17 protein-coding genes are annotated in these 18,894 nt (G+C 39.4%); 6 read left to right on the top strand and 11 right to left on the bottom strand.

From position 1 onward, the window contains the following. On the top strand, window positions 1-990 hold the full coding sequence (gene hemB, locus ACZ5L8_RS13915; protein ID WP_464438282.1) for a porphobilinogen synthase: 990 nt from the start codon (window positions 1-3) through the stop codon (window positions 988-990). Here the strand turns inward: hemB and ACZ5L8_RS13910 are convergent. Further along, window positions 987-1,583, bottom strand: coding sequence for a hypothetical protein (locus ACZ5L8_RS13910; protein ID WP_464438281.1), 597 nt, complete (start codon window positions 1,581-1,583; stop codon window positions 987-989). The genes hemB and ACZ5L8_RS13910 overlap by 4 nt on opposite strands. Before the next feature lie 168 nt (window positions 1,584-1,751). Here ACZ5L8_RS13910 and ACZ5L8_RS13905 point away from each other — a divergent pair, with 168 nt between their 5' ends. From ACZ5L8_RS13905 to ACZ5L8_RS13890, 4 genes are read left to right on the top strand one after another with little or no spacing between them, the layout of a single operon-like run. After that, complete coding sequence (locus tag ACZ5L8_RS13905; RefSeq protein ID WP_464438280.1) at window positions 1,752-2,897, top strand: CNNM domain-containing protein; 1,146 nt, start codon at window positions 1,752-1,754, stop codon at window positions 2,895-2,897. Further along, complete coding sequence (locus ACZ5L8_RS13900) at window positions 2,881-3,363, top strand: methylated-DNA--[protein]-cysteine S-methyltransferase (protein ID WP_464438279.1); 483 nt, start codon at window positions 2,881-2,883, stop codon at window positions 3,361-3,363. Before ACZ5L8_RS13905 ends, ACZ5L8_RS13900 begins: the two co-directional genes overlap by 17 nt. A 42-nt stretch (window positions 3,364-3,405) precedes the next feature. Next, window positions 3,406-4,119 carry a 3'-5' exonuclease gene (locus tag ACZ5L8_RS13895; RefSeq protein ID WP_464438278.1) on the top strand — a complete coding sequence of 238 codons (714 nt, stop codon included), beginning with the start codon at window positions 3,406-3,408 and terminating at the stop codon, window positions 4,117-4,119. Between the two features lie 51 nt (window positions 4,120-4,170). Beyond that, on the top strand, window positions 4,171-5,862 hold the full coding sequence (locus ACZ5L8_RS13890; protein WP_464438277.1) for an ABC transporter ATP-binding protein: 1,692 nt from the start codon (window positions 4,171-4,173) through the stop codon (window positions 5,860-5,862). A gap of 495 nt (window positions 5,863-6,357) precedes the next feature. On the opposite strand, the gene ACZ5L8_RS13885 is transcribed toward ACZ5L8_RS13890, so the two are convergent. The 7 genes from ACZ5L8_RS13885 to ACZ5L8_RS13855 all read right to left on the bottom strand — a co-directional run bounded on the left by ACZ5L8_RS13885 (window position 6,358) and on the right by ACZ5L8_RS13855 (window position 13,976). Next, window positions 6,358-7,014, bottom strand: coding sequence for a CoA transferase subunit B (locus tag ACZ5L8_RS13885; protein ID WP_464438276.1), 657 nt, complete (start codon window positions 7,012-7,014; stop codon window positions 6,358-6,360). Between the two features lie 2 nt (window positions 7,015-7,016). Next, window positions 7,017-7,655, bottom strand: a complete 639-nt coding sequence (locus ACZ5L8_RS13880) for a peroxiredoxin (protein ID WP_462600051.1) — start codon at window positions 7,653-7,655, stop codon at window positions 7,017-7,019. 46 nt (window positions 7,656-7,701) lie between these two features. Then, window positions 7,702-8,403 carry a CoA transferase subunit A gene (locus ACZ5L8_RS13875; protein ID WP_464438275.1) on the bottom strand — a complete coding sequence of 234 codons (702 nt, stop codon included), beginning with the start codon at window positions 8,401-8,403 and terminating at the stop codon, window positions 7,702-7,704. Window positions 8,404-8,594: 191 nt separating this feature from the next. After that, window positions 8,595-10,922 carry a penicillin-binding protein 1A gene (locus ACZ5L8_RS13870; RefSeq protein ID WP_464438274.1) on the bottom strand — a complete coding sequence of 776 codons (2,328 nt, stop codon included), beginning with the start codon at window positions 10,920-10,922 and terminating at the stop codon, window positions 8,595-8,597. Then, window positions 10,922-11,407 carry a gliding motility lipoprotein GldH gene (locus ACZ5L8_RS13865; RefSeq protein ID WP_462600054.1) on the bottom strand — a complete coding sequence of 162 codons (486 nt, stop codon included), beginning with the start codon at window positions 11,405-11,407 and terminating at the stop codon, window positions 10,922-10,924. The genes ACZ5L8_RS13870 and ACZ5L8_RS13865 overlap by 1 nt, the downstream gene beginning before the upstream one ends. Further along, the gene (locus ACZ5L8_RS13860) at window positions 11,400-12,581 is read right to left on the bottom strand and encodes a PSP1 domain-containing protein (protein ID WP_462600055.1); all 1,182 of its coding nucleotides are present in this window, start codon (window positions 12,579-12,581) and stop codon (window positions 11,400-11,402) included. Before ACZ5L8_RS13860 ends, ACZ5L8_RS13865 begins: the two co-directional genes overlap by 8 nt. 207 nt (window positions 12,582-12,788) lie before the next feature. Beyond that, the gene (locus ACZ5L8_RS13855; protein ID WP_462600056.1) at window positions 12,789-13,976 is read right to left on the bottom strand and encodes a phosphoglycerate kinase; all 1,188 of its coding nucleotides are present in this window, start codon (window positions 13,974-13,976) and stop codon (window positions 12,789-12,791) included. 120 nt (window positions 13,977-14,096) lie between these two features. Here ACZ5L8_RS13855 and ACZ5L8_RS13850 point away from each other — a divergent pair, with 120 nt between their 5' ends. Further along, a complete protein-coding gene (locus ACZ5L8_RS13850; RefSeq protein ID WP_464438273.1) occupies window positions 14,097-15,245 on the top strand; it encodes a DNA polymerase III subunit in 1,149 nt (382 codons plus the stop codon). 50 nt (window positions 15,246-15,295) lie between these two features. Here ACZ5L8_RS13850 and ACZ5L8_RS13845 read toward each other — a convergent pair whose 3' ends face one another. From ACZ5L8_RS13845 to mnmG, 3 genes are all read right to left on the bottom strand, one after another. Then, window positions 15,296-15,862: an OmpH/Skp family outer membrane protein gene (locus ACZ5L8_RS13845; protein ID WP_464438272.1), complete on the bottom strand. Its 567-nt coding sequence runs from the start codon at window positions 15,860-15,862 to the stop codon at window positions 15,296-15,298. A gap of 209 nt (window positions 15,863-16,071) precedes the next feature. Next, window positions 16,072-16,911, bottom strand: a complete 840-nt coding sequence (locus ACZ5L8_RS13840) for a class I SAM-dependent methyltransferase (RefSeq protein WP_464438271.1) — start codon at window positions 16,909-16,911, stop codon at window positions 16,072-16,074. 27 nt (window positions 16,912-16,938) lie between these two features. Then, window positions 16,939-18,816 carry a tRNA uridine-5-carboxymethylaminomethyl(34) synthesis enzyme MnmG gene (gene mnmG / locus ACZ5L8_RS13835; protein ID WP_464438270.1) on the bottom strand — a complete coding sequence of 626 codons (1,878 nt, stop codon included), beginning with the start codon at window positions 18,814-18,816 and terminating at the stop codon, window positions 16,939-16,941. Window positions 18,817-18,894 lie beyond the last annotated feature (78 nt).

Here is an 18,894-nt window from a genome sequence, read left to right as displayed (position 1 = left end):
ATGTTCCCATTACAAAGAAATAGAAGACTAAGAACCAGCGAAGCTTTGCGCTCAATGGTACGCGAAACCATAATAACTCCTAGCGATTTTATTGTGCCTCTTTTTGTTGTAGAAGGCAAAGGCAAAAAAGAAGAAATCGCTTCTATGCCGGGGTATTTTAGGTTGAGTCTGGATAATCTGGAGAAAGAAATTAACGAACTCTGGAATATGGGATTAAAGTCGGTTTTATTGTTTGTAAAGGTTGATGATAAACTCAAGGACAACGCAGGCACTGAGGCCTTAAATCCTGACGGTTTAATGCAGCGCGCTATAAAAACCGTAAAAAACGCATGCCCAGAAATGGTGGTGATGACAGATGTTGCGCTAGATCCATTTTCAAGTTTTGGACATGATGGAATCGTTTCTGGAGGAAAAATATTAAATGACGATACCTCAGCTATTCTTGCAGAGATGGCACTTTCTCACGCTAAGGCTGGTGCTGACATCGTTGCGCCCAGCGACATGATGGATGGCCGTATTTTTGAAATGCGCACCTTACTGGAAGATGAAGGTTTTCACGACACTGGTATTATGAGCTATTCAGCGAAATATGCCAGCGCTTTTTATGGGCCTTTTCGCGATGCTCTTGATTCTGCTCCCGTGGATTTAAAAGATATACCGAAGGACAAAAAAACTTATCAAATGGACCCTGCAAACCGCACAGAAGCGGTTAAGGAAACCTTGATGGACATTGATGAAGGTGCAGACATCGTGATGGTAAAACCAGGTCTTTGCTATCTTGACATTGTGCGTGATATTAAAAATGCTGTTGATGTACCTGTTTCTGTATATCAAGTAAGTGGTGAATATGCAATGATCAAAGCCGCTTCAGAGCGTGGCTGGCTAGATCATGATGCCGTGGTTATGGAGCAGGTAACAGCAATTAAACGGGCTGGTGCTGATCTTATCGCAAGTTATTTTGCTAAGGATGTGGTTAGACTTTTATCTTAATCAGCATATAGAACATTTTCAAAGCTTCCAATAATACCAACACTTATTTCGCGGTTCAATTGGTTGTCAAAAACCCAAGCAACAAAATAAAAATTGCCGCTAATGTAATATTGGGAGTATTCTGTAATGTTTACATATCCACCTTGCGCTACGATTCCTGAACCTGCATATGCTGAGGGTGTATACCCCGCACCGCCTTCTACAAGAGTGCCATTGTTCATACCTTCTACCCAAAACGCCGGATAAACAGTGGAGGAATAAACGTGTGATGCAAGTTTTAAATATCCAGATGGCGAATACAAAAGAGGATAACTACCCACCCCTGTGATATTGAGATCCTTCATTGAAACCCATTCAATACCGTTTTCAAGACTACTGTTATCAAACCTTATTTTACCCTCGTTCCAATAAGCAGTATTAAACTCATAGTAAGGAGCAGAGTACGCTCCGTTTGAGCCTACTATTGTCCAACTCACACTAAGTGGTAATTCAACAAAGACCTCTTCTTCTTCCTCTTCAAGTTCATCAATTAACTCGCATGAATTAAAAATTAAAAGAGCCATCAGCAACAAGAGTAAATATTGGGGTTTCATGATTTAAACATTTTGATTTGTTCAAAAATCACCTCATTTACAGATAGAATCAATACCCGCTTATGGGTATTTATTTATTTGGCTGTAGCCAAATAGACTCTCAACCTTTTCTTAATCCTGCGGGTGCTGTGTGCCATTTGTTTTATATTTATCAAAAAACTAACCTGAATGGCTCTACTGATCGCGTATGCGCTGATTTCGATATTCTTTTCATTTCTATGTTCCATCCTTGAGGCGGTGTTGCTAAGTGTGACACCATCATTTATCAGGATCAAAACCAAAGAAGGCAAGCACTACGCTGAAACGCTAGCAGCATTTAAAAAAGATATAGATAGGCCGCTTATTGCTATACTTACATTGAATACTGTTGCGCATACCGTGGGCGCCATCCTTGTGGGAAATCAGGCGGGTAAACTTGCCGTAGAAGGTGGATATTCCATTGAGTTTTTTGGACTTGATTTTGTAGCGCTTATCTCGGCGGTGATGACGTTGCTTATTCTTGTTTTGTCTGAAATTATTCCAAAAACCATTGGAGCAACCTACTGGAAATCGCTGGGAAACTTCACAGCAAAGACCCTTAAAATCATCATATTCTTTCTTAAATACACTGGGATTTTATGGTTGATGACCTTGATCACAAAAGCAGTAGGCAAGTCGGCGCATGTAAACACCATGAGCCGCGAAGAGTTTATCGCACTTACTGACGCTGCCGAAAAAGAAGGCGTTATCGAGGAAGATGAAACTACGGTAATCCGTAATATGTTGATATTTAAATCTGTTCAAGCTAAGGATGTGATGACGCCCTTTCCTGTAGTAACGATGGAAGAAGAGAGCACAAGCTTGACGGAATTTCATCAAAAATATAAGCATCTTAAATTCTCGCGAGTTCCCATTTATAAAGAGAAAACGCACAATATCACGGGATTTATTCTTAAAGATGATGTCCTTGAAGAAATTGTAGAAGAACATGGTGAGAAAACGCTTGCCGACCTGCGTCGCGAAATGCGTGTTGTGAATGGCGACAAACCCATTCCTGAGCTTTTTGAGACGTTTATACAACTGCGCACGCATATCGCATTGGTTGTGGATGAATTTGGCAACACCGTAGGAATCGTCACCATGGAAGATATTATCGAAACGCTTCTAGGCCTCGAGATCATGGACGAGAGCGACACCATAGAAGACATGCAAGTACAAGCCCGCCGCAACTGGGAACGCCGCGCAAAACGCATGGGCATCAACCTGCAAAAAGACGAAAAGAAAAAACCACAGGAAACAGACGAAGAATCTCAAGAAGATGAGCACAAAGAATAGCGCAATCATCGATTCTCCGCTGGGCCAGATCTTGCTAGAAGGTAATGAAAACGGTCTTAGCAAAGTGCATTTTCTGGATGATAATCATGAGCTTTCTAGCTATATTCCTCAATGTTTGGCTTTCGCCAAAAGGCAACTCACAGAATATTTCGCCGGCGAGCGAAAGGATTTTGATCTCAAATTAAATCCTGAAGGCACCGATTTTCAAAAGCGTGTTTGGCAGAAATTACAGGAAATTCCATCTGGGAAGACAGCCACTTATCTTGACATGGCAAAAGAACTGGGCGACCCAAAAGTGATTCGTGCAGCGGCAAGTGCAAATGGCAAGAATCCCATAGCCGTGATCATACCGTGTCACCGCGTTGTGGGTAGCGATAATTCGCTTACCGGTTACGCTGGCGGACTGTGGCGCAAAAAATGGTTGCTGGAGCATGAAAGTCCCGTAAAGCAAACTTCGCTTTTCTAAACAACTGATTTTTAGTTATATTCGTTTACACGAAATCTACTTATGATTGCCAGACTCAACTTAGAGAATATCCTTTTTCTTGATATTGAGACCGTTCCGCAGGAGCGTTCTTTTGCAGACCTAGATGATGAATTCAAGGCGCTGTATGCTGACAAGACAAGATATCAACGCAAGGATGAATTCACGCCAGATGAGTTTTATGATAAGGCAGGAATCTGGGCAGAGTTTGGGATGATCGTTTGCATATCGGTAGGGTATTTTAAGCTTACCGGAGATATGCGGCAGTTCCGTACGACTTCTTTTCACGGAAGTGAAGAAATGCTACTCAAAGAGTTTAAGAATTTACTTGAAACGCATTTTGGACGCGCTCAGCACGTTCTTTGTGCGCACAACGGTAAAGAGTTTGATTTTCCTTATATCGCCCGCAGAATGATCGTAAATGGCATCAAACTGCCGTTTAAGCTTGATCTTTTTGGTAAAAAACCTTGGGAAGTACCGCATCTCGATACGCTGGAGCTTTGGAAATTTGGAGACTACAAGCATTATACTTCGCTTAAGTTACTTACAAAAATCCTGGGCATTCCTTCTCCCAAACAGGATATTGACGGCAGCCAGGTGCGCAATGTTTTTTATGAAGAGAATGACGTAGACCGCATTATTGAATATTGTGAGCGTGATGTTGTGGCTGTCGCCCAAATCGTTCTGCGTCTGCGCAATGAGCAATTGCTGGATGATAGCGAAATACTTTCTGTCTAATTTCTCAACATTTACGCACTTTCTCGCGATGTAACTTTGTAAATTTCTCTCGTGGAGCAACAAGCGATTTTAACGGTAAAGGATCTTACAATAGGATTTAAAAATGAGAACGGATTCTCTGAGGTAATTCATGGGATCAATTTTCATCTTAATGCTAATGAAATCTTAGGGATTGTCGGCGAATCTGGATCAGGTAAATCGGTAAGTAATCTTGCTGTTTTAGGGCTGTTGCCCAAGAAGATCGCACGCATTACTTCTGGTATGATCTTGTTTAAGAATGAAGATCTGCTTACAAAGCAAGAAAAAGATTTTCAACGCTTACGCGGAAATGATATCTCAATGATCTTCCAAGAACCGATGAGTTCTCTTAATCCGTCGATGCATTGCGGCAAGCAGGTTCAGGAGATTTTGCTACAGCATAAAAAGCTCTCAAAAACCGAAGCTAAGGAAGAGGTTATCTCGCTTTTTAATAAAGTGAAATTGCCAAGACCAGAAGCTATTTTTAAATCGTATCCTCATGAGATAAGCGGTGGTCAAAAACAGCGTGTGATGATCGCAATGGCAATCGCTTGCGAGCCACAGATCTTGATCGCTGATGAGCCCACAACGGCGCTAGATGTTACCGTGCAAAAAGAAATAATCTTATTACTGCGCGAGTTACAGCAAAAGAACAAAATGAGCGTGATCTTCATTTCTCATGATCTGGCTTTAGTTAGTGAATTTGCAGACCGTGTGCTCGTGATGTACAAAGGGAATATTGTAGAAGAAGGCACCGCGAATGCGATTTTTAAGAATCCGCAGCATGATTATACAAGAGCTTTGGTTCACGCAAGACCACCAGAAAATGCCAGACCTCAACGTCTTCCTACGGTTTCAGATTTTCTAGAGAAAAAAGCGCCGGCTGAGTTTATTTCGGCGCAAGCCAGAAAAGAACAACACGACAAGATCTACGCGCAACAACCTTTGCTAGAGATCAAAAACGTTGATAAGATCTATTTTTCTAACGCTGGATTTTTAAGTACACCAAAAGAAACAAAAGCGGTTAATAATGTAGATTTTAAAATTTATCCCGGTGAAACCTTAGGTCTCGTAGGCGAATCTGGTTGCGGAAAATCTACGCTAGGTAATGTGATCTTGCAGCTAGATAAAGCTACGCACGGCCACATTTTTTATGAAGGTAGAGACATCACAAACCTCAACAAAAAAGAGTTTAAAAAACTACGCAGAGATATACAGATCATTTTTCAGGATCCTTATTCTTCTCTTAATCCCAGAATCACTGTGGGCCGCGCTATTGTAGAAGTGATGCAGGTGCATAAGTTGTATTCTTCATACAAAGAGCGCAAGGAAGAGGCAATCAAGATCTTAGAAAAAGTGGGGTTATCTGCAGAGCATTATGGGCGATATCCTCATGAGTTTAGCGGTGGTCAGCGACAGCGTGTGGGCATTGCAAGAACAATTGCTTTAAAACCGCGTTTTATCGTGTGTGACGAATCTGTTTCTGCATTAGATATTTCTGTGCAGGCGCAGGTTTTAAATCTTCTTAATGAATTAAAGGATGAGTTAGGATTTACCTATTTATTTATTTCGCATGATCTTGCCGTAGTTAAATATATGGCAGACAGATTATTAGTAATGCGAGAAGGAGAAATTTTAGAGCATGGTGATCCTGATAAGATCTACGCGTCTCCAGAAAAGAAATATACTCAGGAACTTATAGATGCGATTCCTAAAGGCATCTAGAACATAAACAGAAATACCTTTTTTGCCACATAAAAAAAGTGCGCACAAACACGAATTCCGTTTTTAAAATTTGACCAGCCTTTACCTATAAAGGACTGTAGTTGAGCATTTGATGAATTTTCCATTGGGGTGAAAAAGAATTAAAATATCAAAGAAACCTTAAAATTATACAAAATTTATGTTAATTCAAAATGTATAGAAACAAAAAAAACAGCGAACCTCCACTCGCTGTTTTTTCTAACAAATCATAACATCAAAACACTCTTAACGTTTTGAAAATCTAAGTTCAAGGCCTCTAATCTCGAACTTTATATTTAAAACAAATTCTGTTTGGGGACTGCTAAAGTAGATTATTAATTTAATTCTACAAAGTGAATTTCACAGTTTTTGTTAAAAAAACGTGTTTTTAGTCGTAGATAATGTGATTTTCGTCTTTCAGAGGTGTTTCACGGTGTCGTTCATCGTGAAATTTATATGCTTCAACTTTTTTTGGCTTTAAGCCAAAACCATTTCTGGAATATCGCCATCGATGATCAAATTTCCTTCTGTGGCATTTTTGATCTCTTCTACAGAAACTCCAGGCGCTCTCTCAAGCAGTTTAAAGCCGTTTTCTGTGATTTCTAGCACGGCGAGATTAGTTACTATCCTTTTTACACAACCCACGCCTGTGAGCGGCAAACTGCATTTTTTAAGCAGTTTTGATTCTCCGGCTCTGTTTGTATGCATCATGGCCACGATAATATTCTCTGCGCTTGAAACGAGATCCATTGCACCACCCATACCTTTTACCATTTTACCAGGAATCTTCCAGTTTGCGATATCACCGTTCTCAGCGACTTCCATCGCACCAAGGATCGTGAGATCTACGTGCTGGCCACGTATCATAGAAAAACTCAACGCAGAGTCAAAAAATGAAGCTCCTTTGAGCGTAGTAATGGTTTGTTTACCTGCATTGATAATATCTGCGTCTTCTTCACCTTCAAAGGGAAAGGGGCCCATTCCTAGAACCCCGTTCTCACTTTGAAATTCAACTTCAATATCATCACGCACATAATTTGCCACGAGCGTAGGAATACCTATCCCAAGGTTAACATAATATCCATCTTTTACCTCGCGAGCGATGCGTTGTGCTATTCCGTTTTTGTCTAACATTTTTACTTATTAGGTTGTGGAGTCATGCGTAAATATGGCTTGATCTCTGTGTGTCCTTTTGGGAAATGATTAGGTATATCCTCAGTCTTGATAGAAGGAGAAACTACACAATCATCACCGTCTTTCCAGTTTGCTGGTGTTGCTACTTTGTGATAAGCCGTAAGCTGTAAAGAATCTATCACACGTAGAATTTCATCAAAATTTCTACCTGTAGAAGGTGGATACGTCAATGTAAGTTTTATGCTTTTGTCTGGAGCTATAATAAATACAGAACGCACAGTGTGTTTAGAGTCTGCATTAGGGTGAATCATATCGTACAGTTCTGCCACTTTGTGATCTTCATCTGCGATGATAGGATAATTTACCTCTGTGTTTTGAGTTTCGTTAATATCCTTGATCCATTCTTTGTGAGAAACAACGCCGTCTACGCTAAGTGCGATAGGCTTTACATTTCTCTTCTCAAATTCTGGATAATAGTTTGCTACAGTACCAAGTTCTGTAGTACAAACTGGTGTATAATCTGCAGGGTGCGAAAATAAAATCCCCCAGCTATCCCCTAGCCACTCATGAAAATTTATTGTCCCTTCTGAAGTTTCTGCAGTAAAGTCTGGTGCTGTATCACCTAATCTTAAATGTGCCATTGTAAATTTTTGTTTTTTTTGGTTAATCCTAGTAATTCTGTCGGATTTATAGTCTTTGTCTTACAGTGCGTTGTTCAATTCTTTTTTCAAAGTGTTCTCCTTTAAAAATACGTTGAACAAAAATCCCTGGAATATGAATTTCATTAGGATCTAATTCTCCTACTGGGACGAGTTCTTCAACCTCTGCGACAGTAATTTTTGCAGATCCACACATTACAGGGTTAAAATTGCGCGCTGTGCCTTTAAAAATAAGATTACCTGCCTCGTCTCCCTTCCACGCCTTAACGAACGAGAAATCGGCTTTAAATGCCTCCTCAAGCACATACATCTTACCATTGAATTCTCTGGTTTCTTTACCAAAGGAAACTTCAGTACCATATCCTGCCGGAGTATAAAATGCAGGAATACCCGCTTGAGCTGCTCTACAACGCTCTGCCAAGGTTCCTTGAGGTATAAGTTCTACATCAAGTTCACCGCTTAACATCTGCCTTTCAAACTCTGCATTCTCGCCCACATAACTAGATATCATCTTTTTGATCTGGTGCTTTTTTAGCAAAAGTCCAAGACCAAAATCATCTACACCGGCATTGTTAGAAATACAGGTAAGTCCTTTGACATTAAGATCTACCAACTTGTTTATAGCATTTTCTGGGATGCCACAAAGACCAAAACCACCAAGCATAAACGTCATGTTATCTTTAACGCCTTCTAATGCTTCTGTGACTGTTGCAACGGTCTTGTTTATCATAATCTCATTTTTATCATTTGAAAATTACGAAAAACCTGTGTGAGCGCAACATTTTTAAGACAAATATGACATTTACATAAAAAGTTCTTTTCTGCGCCAGCGATTGCAGTGAAAATCAAAATCCCCGCCGGTGATGGCGGGGATTTTATTGTAACGTAAAGCGCGGTTTTGCCCTTAAGGCAAAAGGTGCCCTAAAAGTCTAATTCGTCAGGAACTTCTTGTCCTCCTGTATTTGTATCTTCTGGTGGCGTATCGCAATCTATGCGAATGCTAAGATTCTCTGGCTTTTTAAATTCTTCTTTTGAAACATTGAGATCCTCGTCTTCGTAGCACTTGCGCATGAATAATCCCCATGCAGGTAATGCCATTGTTGCTCCCTGACCATAACGTATTCCAGGAAAGTGAATAGATCTATCCTCACCTCCTACCCAAACTCCGGTAACAAGATTAGGTACAATACCCATAAACCAACCGTCACTTTGATTTTGTGTAGTTCCTGTTTTACCCGCAATAGCATTTGTAAAACCGTATGGATAACCTGTAACTACATTTTTAAGATCATATCGATCACTAGCACCACTACGCAAACGCGCACCAGAACCATAACGTGTTACACCTTCCATTAGATTAAGGGTTACATACGCAGATTCTTCACTGATAACATCATGTGTTTCTGGAACGCTTTGAAAAAGGATAGTACCGTTTTTATCTACAATAGTTGTAACGATCTGTGGAGAAACATGTACACCTTGATTTGCAAATGCTGTGTATGCAGATACCATCTCAAACAGACTTAGATCTGGTGTTCCCAAAGCAATAGAAGGTACCGCAGGAATATTCTTTGTGTCAATGCCTAATTTATCGAGCAACTCTATCACAGGACCAGGACCTACGCGGTGCATTAATCTTGCAGAAACTGTATTGATAGAATGTGCTAATGCCTCTTTTAAAGAAACCATATTACCCATCTCACCGCTACTGTTTTCAGGACACCAGTCGTTTGTGTTGCCCATTTCGCCAGCAGGAATACAGTATAAAACGTTAGGCACCGTATCACATGGCGATAAATGCAATTGATCAATAGCTGTAGCGTACAAGAAAGGCTTAAAAGTAGAACCCACTTGACGCTTACCTAGCTTCACATGATCATACTGAAAGTGCTTATAATTAATACCACCTACCCATGCTTTTACATTACCGGTTTGCGGCTCCATACTCACAAGGCCAGAGCGTAAAAACGTTTTGTAGTAGTAAATAGAATCACGCGGAGTCATGATAGTATCACGCTCACCTTGCCAAGTGAAAATGCGCATTTCAGTTTCAGTATCAAAAGACTTTTTGATCTGATCTTCATCTATATTCTTTGCTTTCATTTCGCGCCAGCGGTTGCTATTGCGTATCGCTCTATTGATGATTCCTTCTTCTTCATCTTTTGTGATGTCTCTAAAGGGAGCTGTTTTATTGTTCTTATTCTGTTTATTGAATTCGTTTTGAAGATTTGCTATATGCGCTGTAACTGATTCTTCAGCATACTTCTGCATACGGCTATCGATGGTTGTTGTAATTACAAGTCCGTCGCGATAAATATTGTAATACTCAGGATTACCATCTGCATCCATGCCTTTAGGATTTTCTTTGATCCAATCTTTCATGAATGCTCTAAGATATTCTCTAAAATAAGTAGCAATACCGTCTGCGTGGCCTTCCGGCGAAAAGTCCAATTTCATAGGCAATGCCTGTAGACTATCCTTTTCCTTTTCCGAAAGTTTACCAGTTTCTGCCATTAAAGACAAAACTGTATTTCTACGTAAAAGCGCTTTATCTTTTGAAACTTCTCTGTTAGGATTAAACTGTCGCGGATTCTTCAACATCGCTGCGATCACGGCAGATTCTTCCACGTTGAGATCCTTTGGCTCCTTGCCAAAATAAATTTTTGAAGCAGAGCGAATTCCCACCGCATTGTATAAAAAGTCTTGCTTGTTGAGATACATTGTGATGATCTCTTGCTTGGTATATTGACGCTCTAGACGAGTGGCGATGATCCATTCTTTAACCTTTTGCATAAGTCGCTCAAGGGTGCTATCTGGAGTGTCTGAGAAAAGTAGCTTTGCTAACTGTTGCGTGATCGTACTTGCACCACCTTTAGAACCTAGATATGCAAATGCACGAGCGGTACCTCTTCCATCAATACCTGAGTGATCATAAAATCTGCGGTCTTCTGTGGCTACAACTGCATCCACGAGGTTTTGCGGTAGGTCGTCATATTTTACAGGTGTTCTGTTTTCGTTGAAAAACTTACCCAGCGTTTTACCATCTGATGAAAGAATCTCTGTCGCAAGGTTTGTCTCAGGATTTTCTAATTCTTCAAAAGTGGGTAGCTTACCAAAAACGCCCCAACCTGCCATTAAAAAAATCAATATCACGGCAGCCAGACCGCTGCCAAAAAGGATCCAAAAGATCTTAATGTATTTACCGTTGCTCTGTGGCTTCTTTTTTGCCGCTTTCTTTGTTTGGGCCATTATTCTTCAGAGATTTTTTCTATTCTTAAACCTACATCTTTTACCCCTTTGAGCGTTTGCAGGGGTTCTACATTACCATTTACACGCATAGCATGTTTTACTGAAAAAGTATAGGTGCTGTCTTCATCAAAGACAACGCCTTCTTTATACCAGAATTTATTTTCTTTTATGTCACCAGAGCCAGCTCCCAGAAAACTTCCATCTGGTCTTGCCATCTCGTATTCTAAAGTATCTGTTATTGTCTTACCATGCGGAAACTGCATGTTTGTGATCAAAAAAAGATTATTAAACGCGTACTCATGATCGTTGCGCATGGTGATAAAAAGGTTGTAAGCATTTACAGTATCTGGCGCATTTACTTTAAAAACCACAGTGCTATCTATATCCCACTCGCCAGTTATTGTTTTGTAATCATCAAAAACAAAATCTTTATCACAGGAAACTAAACTTGCCATGATGGCAATAACTGCAATAATCTTACGCATTTTTCTTCTGTGATTTCTTACGGAAATTTCTAGGCTTCTTGCCTCCTCCGCCTTTACGCTTTCTTCCTTTGCCTTTTTTCTTAGGTGTATCAAAACGCGTTAAACTATCTTGACCCACAACGTTACCAAAGTCTGTTTTAGTATCGTCTATATGCTCTGCAGCATATTCTTCAAGACTAGCAACGGGTTGATTTTTCTTATTTGACTCAATGATCTCGTTCGCCTGACTAGTGGTTAATTTATGCCAATTCATCCACTCGCCTTCATAAGCATACCACAAGAACCCTTGAAAAATGTCAATCTTTTGACAAACAGCTGTTCCCTTTTCGGTTTTGAGTTTTACCTCTGTCTTTGGGAAATCCTTAAGCGCATCGAGATATGCGTCTAATTCATAGTTAAGACAGCATTTTAATTTACCACATTGACCGGCCAACTTTTGCGGATTAAGTGATAATTGCTGATAACGCGCAGCGCTTGTCGTAACAGATCTAAAGTCTGTGAGCCACGTGGAACAACACAATTCTCTACCACAAGATCCTATACCGCCTAGTCTTGCTGCCTCTTGGCGAAAACCTATCTGGCGCATTTCTATCCTTGTGCGGAACTCGTGAGCAAATTCTTTAATAAGTTGTCTAAAATCTACACGTTCTTCTGCGGTGTAGTAAAAAGTAGCTTTACTACCATCTCCCTGAAATTCTATATCAGAGATCTTCATTTTAAGATTTAAACGAATGGCTATTTGACGTGAACGCACCTTCATAGGTTCTTCACGTTCTTTCACACCCTTCCAAACATCTATATCACGCTGTGTAGCTTTGCGATAAATTTTTAAATAATCATCAGAGGTATAAGAAACCCTCTTTTGCTTCATCTGCACTCTTACTAACTCTCCAGCAAGAGAAACTATACCTATATCATGACCTGCTTGTGCTTGTACTGCTAGTACATCGCCCATGTTTATTTGCAGTCCTTCTACATTTTTAAAATAATCCTTTCGGCCGTTTTTAAATCGTACTTCTACGAAATCAAAGGGTTTTTGGCCGTCAGGCAAACTCATATTTGAGAGCCAGTCAAAAACCGTAAGTTTATTACAACCATCTGTACCACAGGTACCATTATTTTTACATCCTCGTGGTTGCCCATTTACATTGGTACCACAATTTCCACACGCCATGTATCTATATTTTGAAGGCTGGTAGCAAATTAAAACGCCCCACCTGATGAATAAAATTAATTAAGCAAAGTTGCACAAAAAGGCTGATATTCTTTTTGCACTCTCACAAATTAATAAATATTAAACGAAAAGAAATAGAATATCGCATCGCATCACATAAAAAAAGCCAGTGAGAACACTGGCTTTTCTAATATATCTATTTGTTTCTTAGTCTTCTATAGCTGCAATACCAGGAAGGGTTTTACCTTCTAGCATTTCTAGCATTGCACCACCACCGGTAGAAACATAACTTACTTTGTCATCAAAGCCAAATTGCTTCACAGCAGCTACACTATCACCACCACCTACAAGTGAGAAAGCGCCTTTTTGAGTAGCCTCGTCAATAAAGTTACCTAGCTCTATAGTTCCGTTTGCGAATGGTTTCATTTCAAAAACTCCTAGAGGACCGTTCCAAAGGATGGTTTTGCTCTCTAGCACAACGTCTTTAAAGTTCTCAAGTGATTTAGGACCTGCATCAAGACCTTGCCAAGCATCAGGGATTTCGTAGATATTCTCAACTTTTGTGTTTGCAAATTCAGAGAAACTATCTGCTGCTACAACATCTACAGGAAGGTGAACTTTTACGTTCTTTTCTTCAGCTTGTTTAAGGATGTCTAGTGCTAATTCTTGCTTATCGTCTTCACAGATCGAGCTACCCACATTTCCGCCTTGAGCTTTAATAAAAGTATATGCCATACCACCACCTATGATAAGGTGATCTACTTTGTCTAGCACGTTCTCGATCACAGTGATCTTTGAAGAAACCTTTGCTCCACCTAAAATTGCAAGCACTGGTTTTTCATTGTTGTTCAATACTTTATCTAGACTTTCGATCTCTTTTGCAAGCAATAGACCGAAGCATTTATTTTCAGGGAAAAACTCTGCTACGATTGTTGTAGAAGCATGTGCTCTGTGAGCTGTACCAAAGGCATCATTCACATAAATATCTCCCAGTTTTGACAACTTTTCGGCGAAAGCCTTATCACCAGCAGTCTCCTCGTTGTAATATCTTAAGTTCTCAAGTAACAAGATCTCACCTGGCTCTAGCGCCGCAGCAGCTGCTTCTGCCTCTGCTCCTACGCAATCTTCTACAAATTTTACTTGCACGCCGATGATCTCAGAAACCTTAGACACGATATGCTTTAATGAGAATTCTGCTTCTTGCGCTTTAGGTCTTCCTAAATGCGACATAAGCACAGCGCTACCGCCATCTTCAAGAATTTTTACGATGGTAGGTTTTGCTGCTTCAATTCTTGTAGTGTCTGTCACTTCATGATTGTCATTAAGTGGCACGTTAAAGTCTACACGTATTAAAGCTTTCTTGTCTTTAAAGTCAAAATCGTTTATTGTCTTCATTACCTTGATTGGTTTTTTCTTGGTTTAGTTTAATCATTTTCGCTTCCGCGAAAGCAAAAAGGTCAACAAATATAGCGGATAGCGATAATTAATACGTTACAATTCTGTTATATTTGGCGCATGTTGTTTAAGGATATCGTAGGGCAGGAATTTATAATTAATCACCTTACCACCAGCGCAGATGGCGGAAGAATTGCACACGCACAACTTTTTGTAGGACCTCCAGGTAGAGGCGTTCTTCCCACAGCAATTGCTTATGCTCAATATTTGATCTGCCAAAATAGTAATGGAGAGAATGAAAATGGCAATGCTGCCTGCAATCTTAAATTTCAGCAGATGGCACATCCAGATCTGCATTTTGCCTTCCCCGTTACAACCACAGAAGAAGTAAAAACGCACGCTGTTTCTGCAAAATTTGGAAAAGAGTGGCGCGAGTTTCTTACTAAAAATCCATACGGGACGCTCTTTGAATGGTACAGACATCTGGGTGTTGAGAACAAGCAAGGTCAAATAGGTGTAGATGAAGCACAGGATATTTTAAAATCGCTTTCGCTAAAAGCATACGAAGGTGGTCTTAAAGTGCTTATCGTCTGGATGGCCGAAAAAATGAATACCGCTACAGCAAACAAATTGCTTAAACTGGTAGAAGAACCGCCAGATAAAACGGTGATCATTCTTGTAGCAGAAAACGAAGAAAATATCATACAAACGATACGATCTCGCTGCCAGGTTTTGCATTTTCCTCCCATGGGAGAAGCATATATTGAAGAAGCGCTTATAAAGAATGAAGATGTTCCTTTGGCTGAAGCCAAAAGAATAGCGCATCAATGTCAAGGAGATTACAACACAGCTTTGCATATTTTGCATCGTGACGGTGATGAAGAGCAGTTTGAAACCTGGTTTGTAACCTGGGTGCGCACCGCATTTAAAGCAAAAGGAAACAAAAAATCTATCCTAGATCTTATCGCGTGGGCCGAAAGTATTGCTTCAAAAGGTCGCGAAACGCAAAAGAATTTCTTGAGCTATTGTGTTGACTTTTTCCGTCAGGCGATGTTGCTTAATTATAAAGCAGATAATCTTGTGTATTTACAGCCTGTGACCAAATTTGAGCTGGCAAAATTTGCGCCTTTTGTTCACGGCAATAACATACTTGAGATCACAAAAGAACTAGAAGACGCCGCTTACCACATAGAGCGTAACGGGAATGCTAAGATCATTCTCACAGATCTCTCTATAAAACTTACTCGCTTACTTCACAAAAAGCAATAAAAAAACCCTGCGCAATGCAGGGTTTTTAATTTTATCTCAACACCTACTACTTATTTAGTAGCAGTTGTATCTGCTGGTGTAGTAGCCGCAGGAGTTGATGTTGCAGATGGTGTGTACTTATCGTTAAGTTCTTTAAGTATCTTCTCTGTTACATCATATTCTTCTTTACCATAAAGAACACCGCTAGAAGTTTCACTCTGGCCGTAGATGTAATCATAACCTTCGCGTGCGCCGTATTCTTTGATATAATCTTTAACACGTTTTACGATATCATCTATTGCTGTCTGACTTTCTTCTTGAAGTCTGCGAGATTTAGTTTGTTGCTCGTTTCTTATCTGGTTTTGCAACGTCATGATCTCTTCTTCTTTTTGAGCGCGCTCTGCATTACTCATGCGCTGTGCAGTTTGTTGATACATCTGCATTTTTGTCTCATAAGAATCGATCTTAGGTTGTAGAGACGCTTGGATGTCTTCGCTCATTTTTGTGTACTTGTCACGAGCGTCATTCATTTCCTGATAATCCTGAACGATCTTTTCAGTATTTACAAAAGCTGTTTTTTGCTTATCACAGCTTATGATCATAATTGCCAATAACGGCAAAAACAAAAGTTTTTTCATTTCTTAAAAAATTTTGACAAATGTAAAAAAACAGACTTCTTAATCACTTAAATGTTGCAAATATAGATGTATAAATAAAAATTATATTATTTAGTTTTATCTATAAATTTAAACTATAAAATAATGGTATTTATTAGACTGTTTAAGCGATTTTCAGAAAATCTACTAGTAAATACCTATTTTAAACTTAAAGATCGTTTAGAAGCTATTTAAACGCGTTTTTTAAGGATGTAAATGTGAGATGAAGCCTCGCCGGTAGATAATGCAGAAATATTTGATCTAAGACCAGAGAAAATTCCTTTTACAAAAGAAAATTTTGAATTTTCATATTTTTCTGAAAGAATAGAAACATAAAACGAATCAAACCACATAGGTTTTACATCTACTAAAGCAAAGTTCACTTCGCTAAAAATTGTTCTAATAGATTTTTCAGAGAAATTGTATAAATGTCTAGGCACATCGTAAGCTGCCCATTTTGATTTATACTTTTTAGCATCGTAAGATTTGTAATTAGGAACAGCGATTACAATACAACCATTTTCTTCAAGATGTTCTGCGAGCCATTTTGCTTCTTTTTTAAAGTCGGCTAAATGTTCAAATACATGCCAAAGCGTAATAGCATCAAATTTTTTATCTAACACATCTTTTGAAGCGTGAAGATCTATTCCTTTTTCTGTGGCTAGATTTCTTGCTGCAGAATTTGGTTCTACTCCTGATGTTGTGAAATTTTGTTTTTTGGCTGTAGCCAAAAAATCTCCTGTACCAGCTCCAAGATCTAAAAGTGATTTTCCGTTTGTGTGCTTACTTACCAACCTCACCTTTTTGCGCAGCATGTATTTTTTTACAAACTGGTACGTCTTATTGAAAATTCCGGATGAAGCATCTGTGTGCGAAATGTAATCTTCGCTTTCGTAATACTTAGGTAAATTTTCAGGTGAAGGTTGTGGATGCGTCTTGAGAAGATCGTAGTGAGCATTATAAATTAACTCAAACTCCTCCCCGCTTACTGAATGATCTTTTACCGTTAGAAAAACTTCTTTTTCCTGCATGAAATTAAAAATGTTTCACGTGAAACGTTAGCGACCCATGTAAACTAACATCACAGAAATATCGCTTGGAGAAACTCCGCTTACACGAGAAGCTTGTGAAATTGTCGTTGGTCTAATCTTAGAAAGTTTTTCTTTTGCCTCGTATGACAGCGACTTTAATTTAGAATAATCAAAGTCATCAGGAATCTGAATATATTCAAGACGATTTAATTTATCAGCGTTAGCTTTTTCTTTTTCTATATAACCTGAATACTTGACTCTGATCTCTGCCTGTTCTAAAACTTCTTGGCCAAGATCATTCTCTTCGATGTATTGTTTTACATCTTTAAAGTTCTTCATCTCCTCAAGAGTAACTTGTGGACGACTAAAAATCTTAAACATCTTATCAGATTGTTTCATCAAAGAAGAACCTTTTTCTTCAAGAACAGGATTTGCCTCTTCAGGATCAAGACTTGTTTCTTTAAAGAAATGTATCAAATCATCTGCCTGAGATTTCTTTTTTTCCATGGCTTGCATTCTTTCTTCTTTGGCAAGACCTATTTTAAAACTTTTTGGCGTAAGCCTAATATCTGCATTATCCTGTCTCAAAAGCGTGCGGTATTCTGCTCGAGAAGTAAACATGCGATATGGCTCTTCTGTTCCTTTTGTGATAAGATCATCAATAAGAACTCCTATATATGCTTCGTTTCTTTTAAGAATAAAAGGATCTTTTTCTTGCGCTTGAAGACTAGCATTTATTCCTGCCATCAATCCTTGCGAACCTGCCTCTTCATAACCCGTAGTTCCGTTGATCTGTCCTGCGAAATAAAGTCCGTTTACAAGTTTAGTTTCTAGCGTGTGCTTTAACTGTGTTGGCGGGAAATAATCATACTCAATTGCATACCCAGGACGGAAGAATTTTACATTTTCAAAACCAGCTACAGAACGCAAAGCTTTTGCTTGAACATCTTCTGGCAACGAAGTAGAAAATCCGTTTATATAATATTCGCATGTATCCCAACCTTCTGGTTCGGCAAAAAGCTGATGACGATCTTTATCTGCAAATCTATTTATTTTATCTTCGATTGAAGGACAGTAACGAGGTCCTGTAGATTTAATTCTACCATTAAACATTGGTGAGCGATCGAAACCTTCACGAAGCAAATCGTGAACTTCAGGACTTGTATAACTCATGTGACAAGAACGCTGATTTTTTAAGACAGAAGTCTTATCAGAGTAACTGAATTTTTGTGGATCTTCATCACCTGGTTGCTCAATCATTTTAAAGAAATCCAAAGAGCGACCATCAACACGAGGAGGCGTTCCAGTTTTCATTCTACCAGAATCAAAACCTAGACCAACAAGTTGTTCTGTAATACCAGTTGCAGCTCTCTCTCCTGCTCTACCACCACCAAATTGCTTCTCACCTATATGGATCAAACCATTTAAAAAAGTACCGTTTGTAAGTACAACAGTTTTACCGCGTACTTCAAGACCAAGAGCAGTTCTTACCCCTACAACAGCATCTCCTTCTACCAATAATCCATTAACCATCTCTTGATAAAAATCAAGATTAGGAGTATTCTCTAACATCAATCGCCACTCTTCCGCAAAGCGCATTCTATCACTTTGCACTCTAGGACTCCACATTGCCGGACCCTTAGATTTGTTTAGCATCTTGAATTGGATTGCGGTTTTGTCAGAAACGATTCCGCTGTAGCCACCAAGGGCATCAATTTCACGAACGATCTGTCCTTTTGCAATTCCTCCCATAGCAGGGTTACAAGACATCTGAGCAATGGTTTGTAGATTCATAGTAACCAACAGCGTCTTGCTTCCCATATTCGCAGCAGCAGCAGCAGCCTCGCAACCAGCGTGACCCGCACCTACCACAATCACATCATATGTATCTTTAAAAAAACTCATTGTTCCACGTGAAACATTAAAAGAATTATACAATCATTTTCTTGAAAACGGGCGCAAAGATAAAATAATGTAAGCGCC

This window comes from Leeuwenhoekiella obamensis (genome assembly GCF_055391795.1).
This window is presented reverse-complemented; position numbering and strand designations above follow the sequence as displayed.

Excerpts from the sequence above, each read along its gene's own strand:
- hemB (WP_464438282.1), top strand. The coding sequence starts at position 1 with ATGTTCCCATTACAAAGAAATAGAAGACTAAGAACCAGCGAAGCTTTG.
- ACZ5L8_RS13910 (WP_464438281.1), bottom strand. The coding sequence starts at position 1,583 with ATGAAACCCCAATATTTACTCTTGTTGCTGATGGCTCTTTTAATTTTT.
- ACZ5L8_RS13905 (WP_464438280.1), top strand. The coding sequence starts at position 1,752 with ATGGCTCTACTGATCGCGTATGCGCTGATTTCGATATTCTTTTCATTT.
- ACZ5L8_RS13900 (WP_464438279.1), top strand. The coding sequence starts at position 2,881 with ATGAGCACAAAGAATAGCGCAATCATCGATTCTCCGCTGGGCCAGATC.
- ACZ5L8_RS13895 (WP_464438278.1), top strand. The coding sequence starts at position 3,406 with ATGATTGCCAGACTCAACTTAGAGAATATCCTTTTTCTTGATATTGAG.
- ACZ5L8_RS13885 (WP_464438276.1), bottom strand. The coding sequence starts at position 7,014 with ATGTTAGACAAAAACGGAATAGCACAACGCATCGCTCGCGAGGTAAAA.
- ACZ5L8_RS13880 (WP_462600051.1), bottom strand. The coding sequence starts at position 7,655 with ATGGCACATTTAAGATTAGGTGATACAGCACCAGACTTTACTGCAGAA.
- ACZ5L8_RS13875 (WP_464438275.1), bottom strand. The coding sequence starts at position 8,403 with ATGATAAACAAGACCGTTGCAACAGTCACAGAAGCATTAGAAGGCGTT.
- ACZ5L8_RS13870 (WP_464438274.1), bottom strand. The coding sequence starts at position 10,922 with ATGGCCCAAACAAAGAAAGCGGCAAAAAAGAAGCCACAGAGCAACGGT.
- ACZ5L8_RS13865 (WP_462600054.1), bottom strand. The coding sequence starts at position 11,407 with ATGCGTAAGATTATTGCAGTTATTGCCATCATGGCAAGTTTAGTTTCC.
- ACZ5L8_RS13860 (WP_462600055.1), bottom strand. The coding sequence starts at position 12,581 with ATGGCGTGTGGAAATTGTGGTACCAATGTAAATGGGCAACCACGAGGA.
- ACZ5L8_RS13855 (WP_462600056.1), bottom strand. The coding sequence starts at position 13,976 with ATGAAGACAATAAACGATTTTGACTTTAAAGACAAGAAAGCTTTAATA.
- ACZ5L8_RS13850 (WP_464438273.1), top strand. The coding sequence starts at position 14,097 with ATGTTGTTTAAGGATATCGTAGGGCAGGAATTTATAATTAATCACCTT.
- ACZ5L8_RS13845 (WP_464438272.1), bottom strand. The coding sequence starts at position 15,862 with ATGAAAAAACTTTTGTTTTTGCCGTTATTGGCAATTATGATCATAAGC.
- ACZ5L8_RS13840 (WP_464438271.1), bottom strand. The coding sequence starts at position 16,911 with ATGCAGGAAAAAGAAGTTTTTCTAACGGTAAAAGATCATTCAGTAAGC.
- mnmG (WP_464438270.1), bottom strand. The coding sequence starts at position 18,816 with ATGAGTTTTTTTAAAGATACATATGATGTGATTGTGGTAGGTGCGGGT.